The 13,725-nt window shown below is 43.1% G+C and carries 9 protein-coding genes and 2 pseudogenes; 8 read left to right on the top strand and 3 right to left on the bottom strand.

Features of this window, described 5'->3' with window-relative positions; all coding sequences use genetic code 11:
- Window positions 1-90: 90 nt before the first annotated feature.
- From DXA05_RS04755 to DXA05_RS04790, 8 genes and pseudogenes are all read left to right on the top strand, one after another.
- On the top strand, window positions 91-360 hold the full coding sequence (locus tag DXA05_RS04755) for a hypothetical protein (protein WP_004306027.1): 270 nt from the start codon (window positions 91-93) through the stop codon (window positions 358-360).
- Window positions 361-367: 7 nt separating this feature from the next.
- Window positions 368-922, top strand: coding sequence for a 1-acyl-sn-glycerol-3-phosphate acyltransferase (locus DXA05_RS04760; protein WP_004312588.1), 555 nt, complete (start codon window positions 368-370; stop codon window positions 920-922).
- A gap of 37 nt (window positions 923-959) precedes the next feature.
- The gene (locus tag DXA05_RS04765) at window positions 960-1,736 is read left to right on the top strand and encodes an amidohydrolase (protein ID WP_128858867.1); all 777 of its coding nucleotides are present in this window, start codon (window positions 960-962) and stop codon (window positions 1,734-1,736) included.
- 148 nt (window positions 1,737-1,884) lie between these two features.
- A complete protein-coding gene (locus DXA05_RS04770) occupies window positions 1,885-3,876 on the top strand; it encodes a glucosamine-6-phosphate deaminase (RefSeq protein WP_004312593.1) in 1,992 nt (663 codons plus the stop codon).
- Window positions 3,877-4,095: 219 nt separating this feature from the next.
- Window positions 4,096-7,004, top strand: a pseudogene (locus DXA05_RS04775) (xanthan lyase).
- Between the two features lie 80 nt (window positions 7,005-7,084).
- Entirely contained in the window at window positions 7,085-7,402 is a 318-nt protein-coding gene (locus DXA05_RS04780) for a hypothetical protein (RefSeq protein ID WP_004312597.1), read from the top strand.
- Window positions 7,402-7,626, top strand: coding sequence for a sulfurtransferase TusA family protein (locus DXA05_RS04785; RefSeq protein ID WP_004312598.1), 225 nt, complete (start codon window positions 7,402-7,404; stop codon window positions 7,624-7,626). The genes DXA05_RS04780 and DXA05_RS04785 overlap by 1 nt, the downstream gene beginning before the upstream one ends.
- 107 nt (window positions 7,627-7,733) lie before the next feature.
- Window positions 7,734-9,590: a YgiQ family radical SAM protein gene (locus DXA05_RS04790; protein WP_128858875.1), complete on the top strand. Its 1,857-nt coding sequence runs from the start codon at window positions 7,734-7,736 to the stop codon at window positions 9,588-9,590.
- Between the two features lie 32 nt (window positions 9,591-9,622).
- On the opposite strand, the gene DXA05_RS04795 is transcribed toward DXA05_RS04790, so the two are convergent.
- The 3 genes and pseudogenes from DXA05_RS04795 to mfd all read right to left on the bottom strand — a co-directional run bounded on the left by DXA05_RS04795 (window position 9,623) and on the right by mfd (window position 13,580).
- A complete protein-coding gene (locus DXA05_RS04795; protein WP_004312602.1) occupies window positions 9,623-9,919 on the bottom strand; it encodes a type II toxin-antitoxin system RelE/ParE family toxin in 297 nt (98 codons plus the stop codon).
- Window positions 9,907-10,119, bottom strand: a complete 213-nt coding sequence (locus tag DXA05_RS04800; RefSeq protein ID WP_008021814.1) for a hypothetical protein — start codon at window positions 10,117-10,119, stop codon at window positions 9,907-9,909. Before DXA05_RS04800 ends, DXA05_RS04795 begins: the two co-directional genes overlap by 13 nt.
- A gap of 87 nt (window positions 10,120-10,206) precedes the next feature.
- Window positions 10,207-13,580, bottom strand: a pseudogene (gene mfd / locus DXA05_RS04805) (transcription-repair coupling factor).
- Window positions 13,581-13,725 lie beyond the last annotated feature (145 nt).

Below are 13,725 nucleotides of genomic sequence, written 5' to 3' on the forward strand. Positions count from 1 at the left end.
ATTTTTTCCTTGTATAATTCGCCCAAATCAAAGAAAGTGCCTATCTTTACCGCAAGTATTTTTTATTATTCACCATTAAATGTAAAGATTATGGCAAGTAGAAGAGAACTCAAAAAGAACGTAAACTATATCGCAGGAGAATTATTCACCGAGTGTTTAATCAACAGCATGTTCATCCCTGGCACCGACAAGGTGAAAGCAGATGAACTGATGGCAGAGGTACTGAAGATGCAGGATGAATTTGTTACTCGCATCAGCCACACAGAACCGGGCAACGTGAAAGGTTTTTATAAGAAATTCCGTGCTGATTTTAATGCAAAGGTAAACGAGATTATTGAAGCTATAGGGAAATTGAACTAACAACAGAATGAAAAAAGCAATTTATAGCTTTATCTATTACCGCCTGTTAGGGTGGAAGACAAACGTTACGGTGCCTAATTATGACAAATGCGTGATATGTGCCGCTCCACACACAACAAACCTTGATTTATTTATTGGAAAACTATTTTATGGTGCTATAGGCCGTAAGACAAGTTTCATGATGAAAAAGGAATGGTTTTTCTTTCCGCTTGGAATCTTTTTCAAAGCAGTTGGCGGAATTCCCGTCGACCGCAGTCGAAAAACTTCGCTAGTAGATCAAATGGTTCATAAATTTGCCGAATATAAAAAGTTTAATTTGGCTATCACTCCTGAAGGAACCCGTAAAGCGAATCCAAACTGGAAAAAAGGCTTTTATTTTATAGCCTTGAAAGCCCAAGTTCCGATCGTTCTGATTGGTATTGATTACAGCAAAAAAACGATTTCGGCAACGAAAGCTATCATGCCGTCAGGAGATATTAATAAGGACATGAGAGAAATCAAACTTTACTTCAAGGATTTCAAAGGAAAACATCCGGAGAATTTCGCTCTTGGAGAAATATGATTTAAGTATTAGGTATTAAGTATAATACTTAGTTATCATGGAGTCTATCCGTATTTCTATCATACAAACCGATATTGTTTGGGAAAATAAACAAGAAAATCTCCGTTTGCTCCACGAAAAGCTGCAAAGTCTTCGTGGAATAACGGAGATTGTTGTTTTACCGGAAATGTTTTCTACCGGATTCAGTATGCAGAGTAAAATACTGGCAGAGCCAAATTCCGGGGAAACCATTACAACACTCAAACAATGGGCCGCCAAATTCCAGCTAGCCATTTGCGGAAGCTATATAGCAACAGAGAACGAACTGTTTTATAACCGTGCGTTCTTTCTGACACCGGAAGGAGAAGAGTTTTATTATGACAAACGACATCTGTTTCGTATGGGACGGGAAGCTGAACACTTTTCGGCCGGTGATAAACGACTCATCATCCCCTATCATGGATGGAATATCTGCCTGCTGGTTTGCTATGACCTTCGTTTCCCTGTATGGAGCCGAAACGTAGGCAACGAGTACGACCTTTTAATATATGTAGCCAACTGGCCTATCCCCCGCCGTCTGGTTTGGGATACTCTACTCCGGGCACGCGCTTTAGAAAATCAATGCTATGCATGCGGTGTCAACAGAGTAGGTACAGACGGGTACCAACTTTCATATAATGGAGGAAGTAAAGTCTACTCCGCTTTCGGAGAAGAAATCGGCTCAATTCCAGATGAAAAGGAGGGCATAACGACGGTCAGTGTAAATCTCACTGCTCTCAACCAATTCAGAGAGAAGTTCCCGGTATGGAAAGATGCAGACGAATTTCATCTGTAACATTTGCCAAATAACAAATGTTAAAAACAGATTCATGTAGCAACAATACCTAGAACTCGGTAGTTAATTATATAGACTTCTTTTGTATCTTTGTCGTGAAAATACAGTCGTAAGGACGCTAATCTTACATAACTTAATTAACAACTTTATGAAAACAAATCTTAGTTCTCAAATCAGTCTCCACCGGGTCTCCCCCAGATACTACAGACCGGAGAATGCATTTGAAAAATCAGTCTTGACAAGACTCGAAAAAATCCCTACGGACATCTACGAATCCGTAGAAGAAGGTGCTAACTATATTGCTCGCGAAATAGCACAAACCATCCGCGAAAAACAAAAAGCAGGACGCTTCTGCGTATTGGCACTCCCCGGAGGTGATTCGCCCAGCCACGTATATACCGAACTCATCCGCATGCATAAGGAAGAAGGTCTTAGCTTCCGCAATGTAATCGTATTTAATATGTATGAATATTATCCGTTGGCTCCCGATGCAATCAACAGCAACTTCAATGCTTTGAAGAGTATGTTATTGGATCACATCGATATTGACAAACAAAATATATTCACTCCCGACGGAAGCATTGCCAAAGATACCATCTTCGAATATTGCCGTCTGTACGAACAACGCATCGAAAGCTTCGGAGGTATTGATATTGCCTTGTTGGGCATTGGCCGTGTAGGTAACATCGCGTTCAACGAACCGGGTTCCCGACTGAATTCTACCACTCGTCTGATTTTGTTGGATAATGCATCACGCAACGAAGCATCCAAGATTTTCGGAACGCTGGATAATACGCCGATCAGTTCTATTACAATGGGTGTATCCACTATCCTTGGCGCAAAGAAGGTTTATCTGCTTGCATGGGGGGAAAACAAAGCAGCTATGATTAAAGAATGTGTGGAAGGTGCGATCACTGACACTATTCCGGCTTCTTATCTGCAAACTCACAACAACGCGCATGTAGCTCTTGATCTTTCAGCAGCTATGAACTTAACACGTATCCAACGTCCGTGGCTGGTAACTTCTTGCGAATGGAATGATAAACTAATCCGTAGTGCCATCGTTTGGTTGTGTCAGTTGACCGGCAAACCGATTCTGAAGTTGACAAATAAAGACTATAACGAAAACGGTTTGAGTGAACTTCTGGCACTTTACGGTTCTGCGTACAATGTAAACATCAAAATCTTCAATGATTTACAGCACACCATTACCGGATGGCCGGGTGGCAAACCTAATGCTGATGACACCTACCGTCCGGAACGTGCAAAACCGTATCCGAAACGTGTAATCATTTTCTCTCCGCATCCGGATGATGACGTTATTTCGATGGGTGGTACGCTTCGTCGTTTGGTAGAGCAAAAACATGAAGTACACGTAGCTTACGAAACTTCCGGTAATATCGCCGTTGGTGACGAAGAAGTAGTTCGTTTCATGCATTTCATCAACGGATTCAACCAACTCTTCAATAACAGTGCAGATCAGGTTATCAATGAGAAATATGCAGAAATACGTAATTTCTTGAAAGAGAAGAAAGATGGTGATATGGACAGTCGTGACATTCTGACTATCAAAGGTCTGATTCGTCGTGGTGAAGCCCGTACGGCCTGTACTTATAACAATATACCATTGGAACGATGCCACTTCCTAGACTTGCCGTTCTATGAAACAGGTAAGATTCAGAAAAACCCGATCAGTGAAGCAGACGTGGAAATCGTACGTAACTTGCTTCGTGAAGTGAAACCTCATCAGATTTTCGTTGCAGGTGACTTGGCCGACCCGCACGGAACACACCGTGTATGTACGGACGCCGTATTCGCAGCCGTTGATCTTGAAAAAGAAGAAGGTGCCAAATGGCTGAAAGACTGCCGTATCTGGATGTACCGTGGTGCGTGGGCTGAATGGGAAATCGAAAATATTGAAATGGCAGTGCCGATCAGTCCGGAAGAACTTCGTGCAAAACGTAACTCTATCCTGAAACATCAGTCGCAGATGGAAAGCGCTCCGTTCCTGGGTAATGACGAACGTTTGTTCTGGCAACGTAGCGAAGACCGCAACCGTGGCACAGCTACTTTGTATGATAAGTTAGGACTGGCTTCTTACGAAGCAATGGAAGCATTTGTAGAATACGTTCCTTTATAAGAATAATATTCTTAATTAAGAGAATATAAAACAATGAAAGAAGAGTGGGAAGTTTCGATACTTCTCGCTCTTTTTTTGTTATTTTTGCGGGGATAATTCACCACAGAGGAAAGGAGGACACAGAGTTATTATGAACAACCATTTTTATATCGCTTCATAGATTTGCCCTCCGTGTTCTCCTTTCCTCTGTGGTGAAAATGAGAACAAAAGCATTGAATAATGAAAAAGATAATAGTGTTTCTTCTATGCCTTACTGTAAGTGCTAATTTTCTTTTCGCTCAAGATATTGAAAGAAATGTAAAAGAACGGCTGACGGATTACTTCAACAAATATACCGCAACAGCCAAAATCAGCACTCCTAAACTGAACAGTTTCGATATAAATTATGATCGCAAGACGATTGCAATCTATGCATCGGAGAGTTTCGCCTATCAGCCTTTCCGTCTGGAAACTGTAGAAAACATTTATAATCAAGTTAAAGAACTGCTTCCGGGGCCTGTTCATTATTACCAGCTCACCATTTATGCGGATGGAAAACCTATTGAGGATTTGGTTCCTAATTTCTACCGGAATAAGAAAAAGGATAAGGAGCGGTTATCTTTGAATATAGATTATAAAGGAGCTCCCTGGGTGAAAAACATTTCACGCCCCAATGAAATTTCACGCGGACTGCAAGACCGTCATATCGCAATCTGGCAAAGCCACGGCAACTACTTCAAAAATGATAAAAACGAATGGGGATGGCAACGCCCTCGATTGTTCTGCACCACGGAAGATATGTTCACTCAATCTTTCGTCCTTCCTTACGTGATTCCCATGTTGGAAAATGCTGGAGCGATTGTTTATACCCCTCGTGAACGGGATACGCAGAAGAATGAGATCATTGTAGATAATGACACTCCCAACGCTTCCCTTTATCTGGAAGTGGGTAGCAAAAAAGCTAATTGGACAAATGCTCCGGTAAGAGGATTTGCTCAAAAGAAAACGATCTATAAAGAGGGCGAAAATCCTTTCACCGACGGAACCTGCCGTTTCATACCAACCGAAAGAAAGAAAAAGAAGAATAAAGACCAGGTATTTGCCGAATGGGTACCTACTCTACCGGCAACAGGCAAGTATGCTGTTTATGTTTCTTATCAGACACTCCCCAATAGTGTAAGCGACGCCAAATATCTGGTATTCCATAACGGAGGAGTAACCGAATTTAAAGTTAATCAGAAAATAGGTGGAGGCACATGGGTTTACCTCGGAACGTTTGAATTTGATAAAGGGAACAACGACTACGGCATGGTGGTACTTAGCAACGAGAGCAGCGAACATGGAGTTGTATGCGCCGATGCAGTACGTTTTGGAGGTGGAATGGGAAACATTGCCCGTGGAGGAAGAACCAGCGGGCTGCCCCGTTATTTGGAAGGAGCACGCTACTCTGCGCAATGGGCGGGAATGCCATACGAAGTATATGCAGGACGTAAAGGTGAAAACGACTATACAGACGACATCAACACACGTTCCAACGCTATCAACTATTTGTCGGGCAGTTCTGTCTACAACCCGCAACAATCGGGTTTAGGCGTACCTTTGGAAATGACTATGGCGTTGCACAGTGATGCCGGATGCAGCAAGACTGATGAGCTTATCGGATCGCTCGGTATCTATACCACCGATTTCAATAATGGAAAACTGAATGCAGGAACGGACCGGTATGCATCACGTGATTTAGCCGATATTCTGCTCACACAGATTCAAAAAGATATTTATTCCAGTTACAGCATCCCCTGGACACGCCGCAGTATGTGGAACCGGAATTACAGTGAAACACGTCTCCCGGCTACGCCTTCTACGATTATCGAACTGCTCTCCCATCAGAACTTCGCAGATATGCAGTTAGGGCATGATCCGAACTTCAAGTTTACAGTGGGACGAGCCATTTATAAAGGTATTTTGCAGTTCATTACCAGCCAGCATGATAAAGAATATATAGTTCAGCCCCTGCCAGTCAGCAATTTCGCCATTCAATTCGGAAAGAAAAAGAATACGCTGGAACTTTCATGGAAAGGTGAAGATGATCCGCAAGAACCGACTGCACGCCCACGGGAATACATCGTATATACACGCATCGGTTATGGAGGCTTTGACAATGGAACCTTAGTCAGCAAAACGTCCCACACCGTTAAAATAGAACCAGGGCTCGTTTATTCATTCAAAGTGACTGCCGTAAACCGCGGCGGGGAAAGTTTTCCCTCCGAAATCCTTTCCGCTTATAAAGCCAAACGCGAACAGGAAAAGGTAATTATCATCAATGGCTTTGACAGAATCAGCGGTCCGGCGATCATTAATACTTCTGATAGAGCAGGATTCGATTTATCACAAGATCCCGGAGTCCCGTATATATCAAACATTTCGTTTTGCGGAGCACAAACAGGCTTCGACCGTACACAAGCCGGAAAAGAAGGAAAAGGCAGTCTGGGACATAGCGGAAACGAGTTAGAAGGAATGAAAATAGCAGGGAACACATTCGATTATCCTTCATTCATGGAAAAGCGATTCAGGCAGCCGGCAAATATAGTTTTGTGTCATGCAGTGACGAAGCGGTAGAAAACGGATTGGTTACGTTAGAAGATTATCCGGTGGTAGATTATATCCTGGGACTGGAAAAAGAAGACCCCGCAAATAAAGCGTACTACAAGACATTCTCCTCGGCTATGCAACGAATTATGACCAGTTATTGTCAGTCAGGAGGTAATCTGTTTGTCAGCGGTGCTTATGTAGGAAGCGATATGAGCGGCACACAAGGAAACCGGGAGTTTACAGAGAAAATACTGAAATATGGTTATCAAAGTAGCCTGACGGATAAGAGTTCGAATCAGATTAAAGGATTGGGGCGCACAATCACGATCCCGCGTCTGCCCAATGAGAACAGTTATGCGGTTCCTGCAGCAGATTGCATCGTTCCCGTAGATACTGCTTTCCCTGTATTTACGTATGTACCCGGCAATCAGAGCGCAGGTATCGCTTACAAAGGAAACTACCGCACTTTTGTATTGGGCTTTCCTTTCGAAAGCATCCAGTCGGAAGCGGATCGGGCAACCATCATGGCAGGCATCTTGGGATTCTTTACTCAAAAATAAAAAATATCCTTTTTTTTTAATCCGTTTCTCATTTTAAATTCTATCTTTGCTACTATAATAACCTTTAAAACTAAAAAACAATGTATACTATACAAGCAAATCCTAGCGGTACACGCAGCATAGAAGTATCTAATGAAAACTTGAGAACGATTGAGAAATATGCTCTGTTCCGTCATCTTATCGACAGTACCGGTATTGTAGATGAAGCAGTTCTGGATAAGTTGAAACTTAATATCCGCTCCCTTATCGCCAGTCAGGAAGAAGACAGTAAAGACTTGCTGGACCTTTGTATCGACGTGATTTATCACAATAATATGAAGGCATTCGGTCTGCAACAGCTCATTAAGCTCTATCTTACCTGGCTTTCCAACACGGAAGCGGAAGAAGAGGAGGAATAATGATTACGGTAGATACCTGCGGAATAACAGCATACAGTCCGCTGATTCCTGCAATAAGAGCAATGTGCACTGCCTCTCCGGGAGAAACGATAGAGATTATCATGAACCATGCTGACGCGTTTCAGGATCTAAAGGAATATCTGTCCGAGCAAGGTATCGGTTTTCGTGAAATCTATGATGGAGAACAAATGACATTACAGTTCACAATCAATGGGAAGTTATAAAAAAACATCTCAATGATTGAAGCAAAACATCCTGATAATCGAAGTTAAACATCTCAATGAATAAAAAAATCATTGGGATGTTTTTTTATTATCCGTATCTTTGCAGCATGAAAGAATATCGATTGACTGACTGGTTACCTACTACCAAGAAAGAAGTAGAACTTCGCGGATGGAATGAATTGGATGTCATTCTATTCAGTGCTGATGCATACGTGGATCACCCTTCTTTTGGTGCTGCCGTTATTGGACGGATTCTTGAAGCGGAAGGTTTGAAAATAGCCATTGTACCCCAGCCCAACTGGCGTGACGACCTGCGTGACTTCAAGAAGCTGGGACGCCCACGGCTATTCTTCGGCATCTCCGGTGGATGCATGGATTCGATGGTAAATAAATACACAGCCAACAAACGATTGCGCAGTGAAGATGCATATACCCCGGACGGTCGTCCGGATATGCGTCCGGAATATCCTTCTACGGTTTATAGCCAGATACTAAAGAAACTTTATCCGGATGTTCCCGTAGTTATCGGAGGAATCGAAGCCAGTTTAAGACGGTTAAGTCATTACGATTATTGGCAGGACAAAGTGCAAAAGAGCATTTTATGCGACAGCGGTGCCGACCTGCTCATTTACGGAATGGGAGAAAAACCACTTCTAGACCTGGTGAAGAATATGAAAAGTCTGCTTACTGCTGAAGAGCCAATACTGACAAGCAGTAAATTCAGAACAATCATCGGATCAGTTCCTCAAACAGCCTATCTTTGTCGTGCAACAGAATGGACCTCTGCCGAAGATGACCTTCCACTTTATTCGCACGAAGAATGTCTGGCAGATAAAAAGAAACAGGCTAGTAATTTCCGGCATATCGAAGAAGAATCTAACAAATATTCGGCTTCCCGAATCACGCAAGCCGTCGGAAACAAGATAGTAGTAGTCAATCCTCCATATCCTCCGATGAGCCAGGAAGATCTCGATCGTTCGTTTGATTTGCCATATACCCGGCTACCTCATCCTAAATATAAAGGGAAACGGATTCCGGCTTATGACATGATTAAGTTTTCCATCAACATTCACCGGGGATGTTTCGGCGGTTGTGCCTTCTGCACCATTTCCGCTCATCAGGGAAAGTTTATCGTCAGCCGTAGCAAAGAGTCCATACTGAAAGAGGTGAAAGAGGTCATCCAGTTACCCGATTTCAAAGGATATTTAAGTGATTTGGGTGGTCCTTCCGCTAATATGTATCAGATGAAAGGAAAAGACGAAGCTATTTGCAAGAAGTGCAAACGACCGTCATGTATCCATCCGAAAGTTTGCCCGAATCTAAATACCAACCATCGCCCCTTACTGGATATTTACCGTGCAGTAGATGCCTTGCCCGGAATAAAAAAATCGTTTATCGGTAGCGGAGTACGCTATGACCTGTTACTTCATCAAAGTAAAGATGAAGCAATCAACCGCAGCACTGCCGAGTATACCCGTGAATTGATTGTCAATCACGTAAGTGGTCGGCTGAAAGTAGCTCCGGAGCATACCAGTGACCGGGTATTATCTGTGATGCGCAAACCTTCTTTCGAGCAATTTGAAACATTCAAGAGGATATTCGACCGTATCAACCGGGAAGAGAATCTACGTCAACAACTGATTCCGTATTTCATTTCCTCGCATCCCGGATGCAAAGAAGAAGATATGGCGGAACTTGCCGTTATCACTAAACGTCTGGACTTCCACCTGGAACAAGTGCAGGACTTCACTCCCACTCCGATGACAGTAGCCACCGAAGCCTGGTATACCGGATTTCATCCATACACGTTAGAACCGATATTCAGTGCTAAAACCCAACGGGAGAAACTCGCCCAACGGCAGTTCTTCTTCTGGTATAAGCCGGAAGAAAGGAGAAATATCATCAATGAGTTGAGACGTATCGGACGTTCTGACTTGATAGACAAATTATACGGAAAACGCTAATTCGCTCCATTCCATCACTTACAAAACCACCTCTAAAAAGGAGCCTTATCAGGATCTTGGCGAGTATCAAAAACAGCTTCCACAAGAATCTGCTTTTCAAGTACCCGATAATAGACCTTGAAATAATCACAATGAAAAACACGTATATTAGGTACAGAAGTAGCTTTATACATATAAGGATATTTAGCGACTAATTGCAATACGTCTCTCACCATTGTATAAATGGAACGGCTATATTGGGTATTTCCATTTCTCACATTATAGAAAGTCAGAATTTGCTGAAAAACAATAGTCGCTGTTTCTGTCCAGACTATTTTTAACTTAGCCATTGTTCCACCAGCTTATCCACATCTTCTTGAGTATGCAATCTACCCTCTTCATAATCTTTTTCAGAATGCATTATAATTTCCTGTTCATATTCTGTAGGAACATAAAGATTTGCATTAGGAGTAGTTACATGATAAGCAGCCACTGGTTCATTGACCTGTGGCAATTCATTATTTTGAGGTTTATATGATTTCTTAGCCATATCAGTTATTAAGTTATATCTACAAAGATAAAGATCCCCTTGGTATAAAACAAACAATTCCTCGCTTATCTTCCCCGAAAAGCTTATTTATTCTTCTTTCACAGGCAACGCCACAATCTCCTGCAACACACTGACTGCCGTCTCCACATTAGTTACATTTTTAATCAACATACTCCGTCTGCCATTCTGCTCACGCAGATCACAGCGCCGGGTATACTTCATCATATAGTCTATCACTTTACCGAAAGCCTTACTTTGATAGAACGGACTATCCGGATTGGAAACAAAGAACAAGGTCATTCGTCCGCCTTTCAGGAAAATCTTCTCTGCTCCCAAACGCGCTGACAAACGACGTAAAGGAACAATGCGGAGTAGTTCTTCCGTTTCCCGGGGAACCGGTCCGAAGCGGTCTTCCAGGCGGGCGCGGAAAGCTTCCACATCCTTATCCAATGTCAGTCCATCCAGTTCACGATAGAGCAACATACGTTCGCTGCTGCCGGTTACGTAGTTGGCCGGCAATAAAAGTTCGAGGTCACTTTCCACCTGACACTCCTCTACAAATTCTTCTCCACTAATTTGTCCTTCACCTTTTATTTCATCAGCATACAGTTCCGCAAATTCATCTGTTTTCAACTCATGGACAGCCTCAGTCAGTATCTTCTGATATGTTTCATATCCCAAATCAGCAACAAAGCCACTTTGCTCGGCTCCGAGCAAATTTCCGGCTCCACGAATGTCCAAATCCTGCATGGCAATATGAATACCACTCCCCAAATCGCTAAAGTTCTCAATCGCTTGAAGACGTCGTCTTCCTTCGGCCGTCAAACTACCCAACGGAGGAGCCAGCAGATAACAGAATGCCTTCTTGTTACTACGCCCTACCCGTCCACGCATCTGATGGAGATCACTCAAGCCGAAGTTTTGCGCCTGATTGATAATGATGGTATTTGCATTCGGAATATCGATACCACTTTCGATGATTGTGGTTGCCAAGAGCACGTCATAGTCATAGTTGACAAAATCCAGAATAATTTTCTCCAGTTCTGTCGGTTCCATCTGTCCGTGTCCGATTGCTACACGGCAATCCGGAATATGGCGCTCTATCATTGCTTTCAGTTCCGGCAAGTTCGCAATCCGGTTATTGACGAAAAAGACCTGCCCGTTGCGGCTCATCTCAAAATTGATGGCATCCGTTATCACTTCTTCATTAAAAGTATGCACTTCGGTCTGAATCGGATAGCGGTTAGGCGGCGGAGTGGAAATCACGCTCAAATCACGCGCGCCCATCAACGAGAATTGAAGGGTACGGGGAATCGGAGTAGCAGTCATTGTGAGTGTATCTACATTCACTTTCAATTGACGCAGCTTTTCTTTTACGGAAACTCCGAATTTCTGTTCTTCGTCAACAATCAGCAGTCCCAAGTCTTTAAACTGAACATCCTTGCCTAAGATACGGTGGGTACCTATCAGAATACCGACATCTCCATCCTTCAGTCCTTTCAATACAGCTTTGGTTTGTGCGGCAGTACGTGCGCGGCTTAAATATTCCACCCGGCATGGCAGTCCTTTCAGACGTTCGCGGAATGTTTGAAAATGCTGGTAAGCAAGCACCGTTGTCGGAACCAGAACGGCCACTTGTTTATTATCGGCAACAGCTTTGAAAGCGGCACGGATTGCAACTTCTGTTTTTCCAAATCCTACATCGCCACAGACCAGACGGTCCATCGGGCGGTCACTTTCCATATCCGCTTTGACATCAATCGTCGCCTTACTCTGATCCGGTGTATCTTCATAAATAAAGGATGCTTCCAACTCACGCTGCAAGAAACTATCGGGACTATAAGAGAACCCTTTTTCCTGACGACGCTGCGAATACAATTTTATCAAATCGCGGGCAATATCCTTGATTTTGCTCTTCGTACGTTCTTTCAGTTTCTCCCATGCCCCTGTACCTAATTTGTTAAGTCGGGGAGCCTCTCCCTCCTTACCTTTGTATTTGGAAACTTTATGCAGAGAATGAATGGAAACAAACACTACATCTTCATTCTGAAACACCAGTTTCAAAACTTCCTGCGTAGTATCACCATTCGGTATACGCACCAAACCGGAAAAACGTCCGATACCATGATCGGTATGCACCACATAATCCCCCGGAGTAAACTGGTTCAGTTCTTTTAAAGATAGTGCCACTTTCCCTGAACGGGCTTTATCACTTTTCAGGTTATATTTATGGAAACGGTCAAACAACTGATGGTCGGTGAAGATACAGAGCCGTAGTGTGTTATCTACAAATCCTTCATGTATGGTACGCTCTACGGGAGTAAAATTAATCTGATCGCCCCGATCTTCAAAAATAGCCTTGATACGATCTGTCTGCTTCATACTGTCACTACAGATATATAGCGAATAACCTTTTTCCAAATAATCTTTGAAAGAAGAAGCTACCAAATCGAAATTCTTATGAAAGATGGGTTGGGCAGATGTATTGAAAGTAACACTGGCATTCGGCGTTCCGGTTGGTTTGTTACCAAATTCCAATCGGCGGAAATCGAGTGCCCGTACAGTGAATTCACTGCCGTCTATCAGTTTTCCTTCTAATGTAATGCCTCCATTTTCTGCGGCTTCCTGAACAGCTATTGCCTGGGGAGTCAACGCTTCATCATGCACCACCTGGATTCGTTCACGCAACCAAAGAAAATCGCGCATTGCCAGAGTAGTATCTTTCGGGATAAAATCCAGAAAGGAAGTTGTCACATCTCCTGTCACTGCTAAATCGGGAACAATGGACACTCCACTTTTCTTCTCGCGGGATAATTGGGACTCTACTTCAAAGGTACGGATACTTTCTACTTCATCACCAAAGAAATCAATACGATAAGGATATTCCGAAGCAAAAGAGAAAACGTCGATAATGCTACCGCGAACAGCGTATTGCCCCGGTTCATATACATAATCTACGTATTCGAAGCCATAACTATGCAACACATCAGTGATAAACGTGGTATCCACTTTCTCCCCTACATTCAGTTTCAGAGTTTTATCGCTCAATTCCTTTCGCGACACTACTTTCTCTGCCAATGCATCCGGTACGTAACGATACACAGTCCCTCCTCCCCTTTTTGCAAGCGGCTAAGTACTTCCGTGCGCAGAATCTCATTGGCTGCGTCTTTTTGCCCATATTTAATAGAGCGACGGAATGAAGATGGAAAGAATAACACCTTTTCCGTCCCCAATATCTGCGTCAAGTCATGATAAAAATATCCGGCTTCTTCAAGATCACCTAAAATAAAGACAAACGGACAACCACCCTCTTGTACCAATACAGAAGAAAAAAGAGAAGCAGCAGATGCACACAGTCCTCCGCAAAAAACAGTCTGAACAGAAGTGTCCTTCAACAAGCGCTTCATCACTGCCATATTGGGGTGGGCAGCATATTGTTGTTGCAATTCAGTTATTGTCATACCTATAAAATTTCCCCGCAAAATTACAAAAAAGAATCGCAGGACAGACATAAGTGTGGGAAAGTTTTCATCCCCCAAAAGTTTCTCACCGAGAAACAAAGTGTTCCACACCGAGAAACAACTTGTTTCACACCGAGGAACAAAC

The sequence above is a fragment of the Bacteroides sp. AM54-2NS genome (genome assembly GCF_003602935.1).
Lineage (GTDB): Bacteria > Bacteroidota > Bacteroidia > Bacteroidales > Bacteroidaceae > Bacteroides > Bacteroides xylanisolvens.

Bases quoted from the DNA above. Each gene is read 5' to 3' on its own strand.
- DXA05_RS04755 (WP_004306027.1), top strand. From the start codon at position 91: ATGGCAAGTAGAAGAGAACTCAAAAAGAACGTAAACTATATCGCAGGA.
- DXA05_RS04760 (WP_004312588.1), top strand. From the start codon at position 368: ATGAAAAAAGCAATTTATAGCTTTATCTATTACCGCCTGTTAGGGTGG.
- DXA05_RS04765 (WP_128858867.1), top strand. From the start codon at position 960: ATGGAGTCTATCCGTATTTCTATCATACAAACCGATATTGTTTGGGAA.
- DXA05_RS04770 (WP_004312593.1), top strand. From the start codon at position 1,885: ATGAAAACAAATCTTAGTTCTCAAATCAGTCTCCACCGGGTCTCCCCC.
- DXA05_RS04780 (WP_004312597.1), top strand. From the start codon at position 7,085: ATGTATACTATACAAGCAAATCCTAGCGGTACACGCAGCATAGAAGTA.
- DXA05_RS04785 (WP_004312598.1), top strand. From the start codon at position 7,402: ATGATTACGGTAGATACCTGCGGAATAACAGCATACAGTCCGCTGATT.
- DXA05_RS04790 (WP_128858875.1), top strand. From the start codon at position 7,734: ATGAAAGAATATCGATTGACTGACTGGTTACCTACTACCAAGAAAGAA.
- DXA05_RS04795 (WP_004312602.1), bottom strand. From the start codon at position 9,919: ATGGCTAAGTTAAAAATAGTCTGGACAGAAACAGCGACTATTGTTTTT.
- DXA05_RS04800 (WP_008021814.1), bottom strand. From the start codon at position 10,119: ATGGCTAAGAAATCATATAAACCTCAAAATAATGAATTGCCACAGGTC.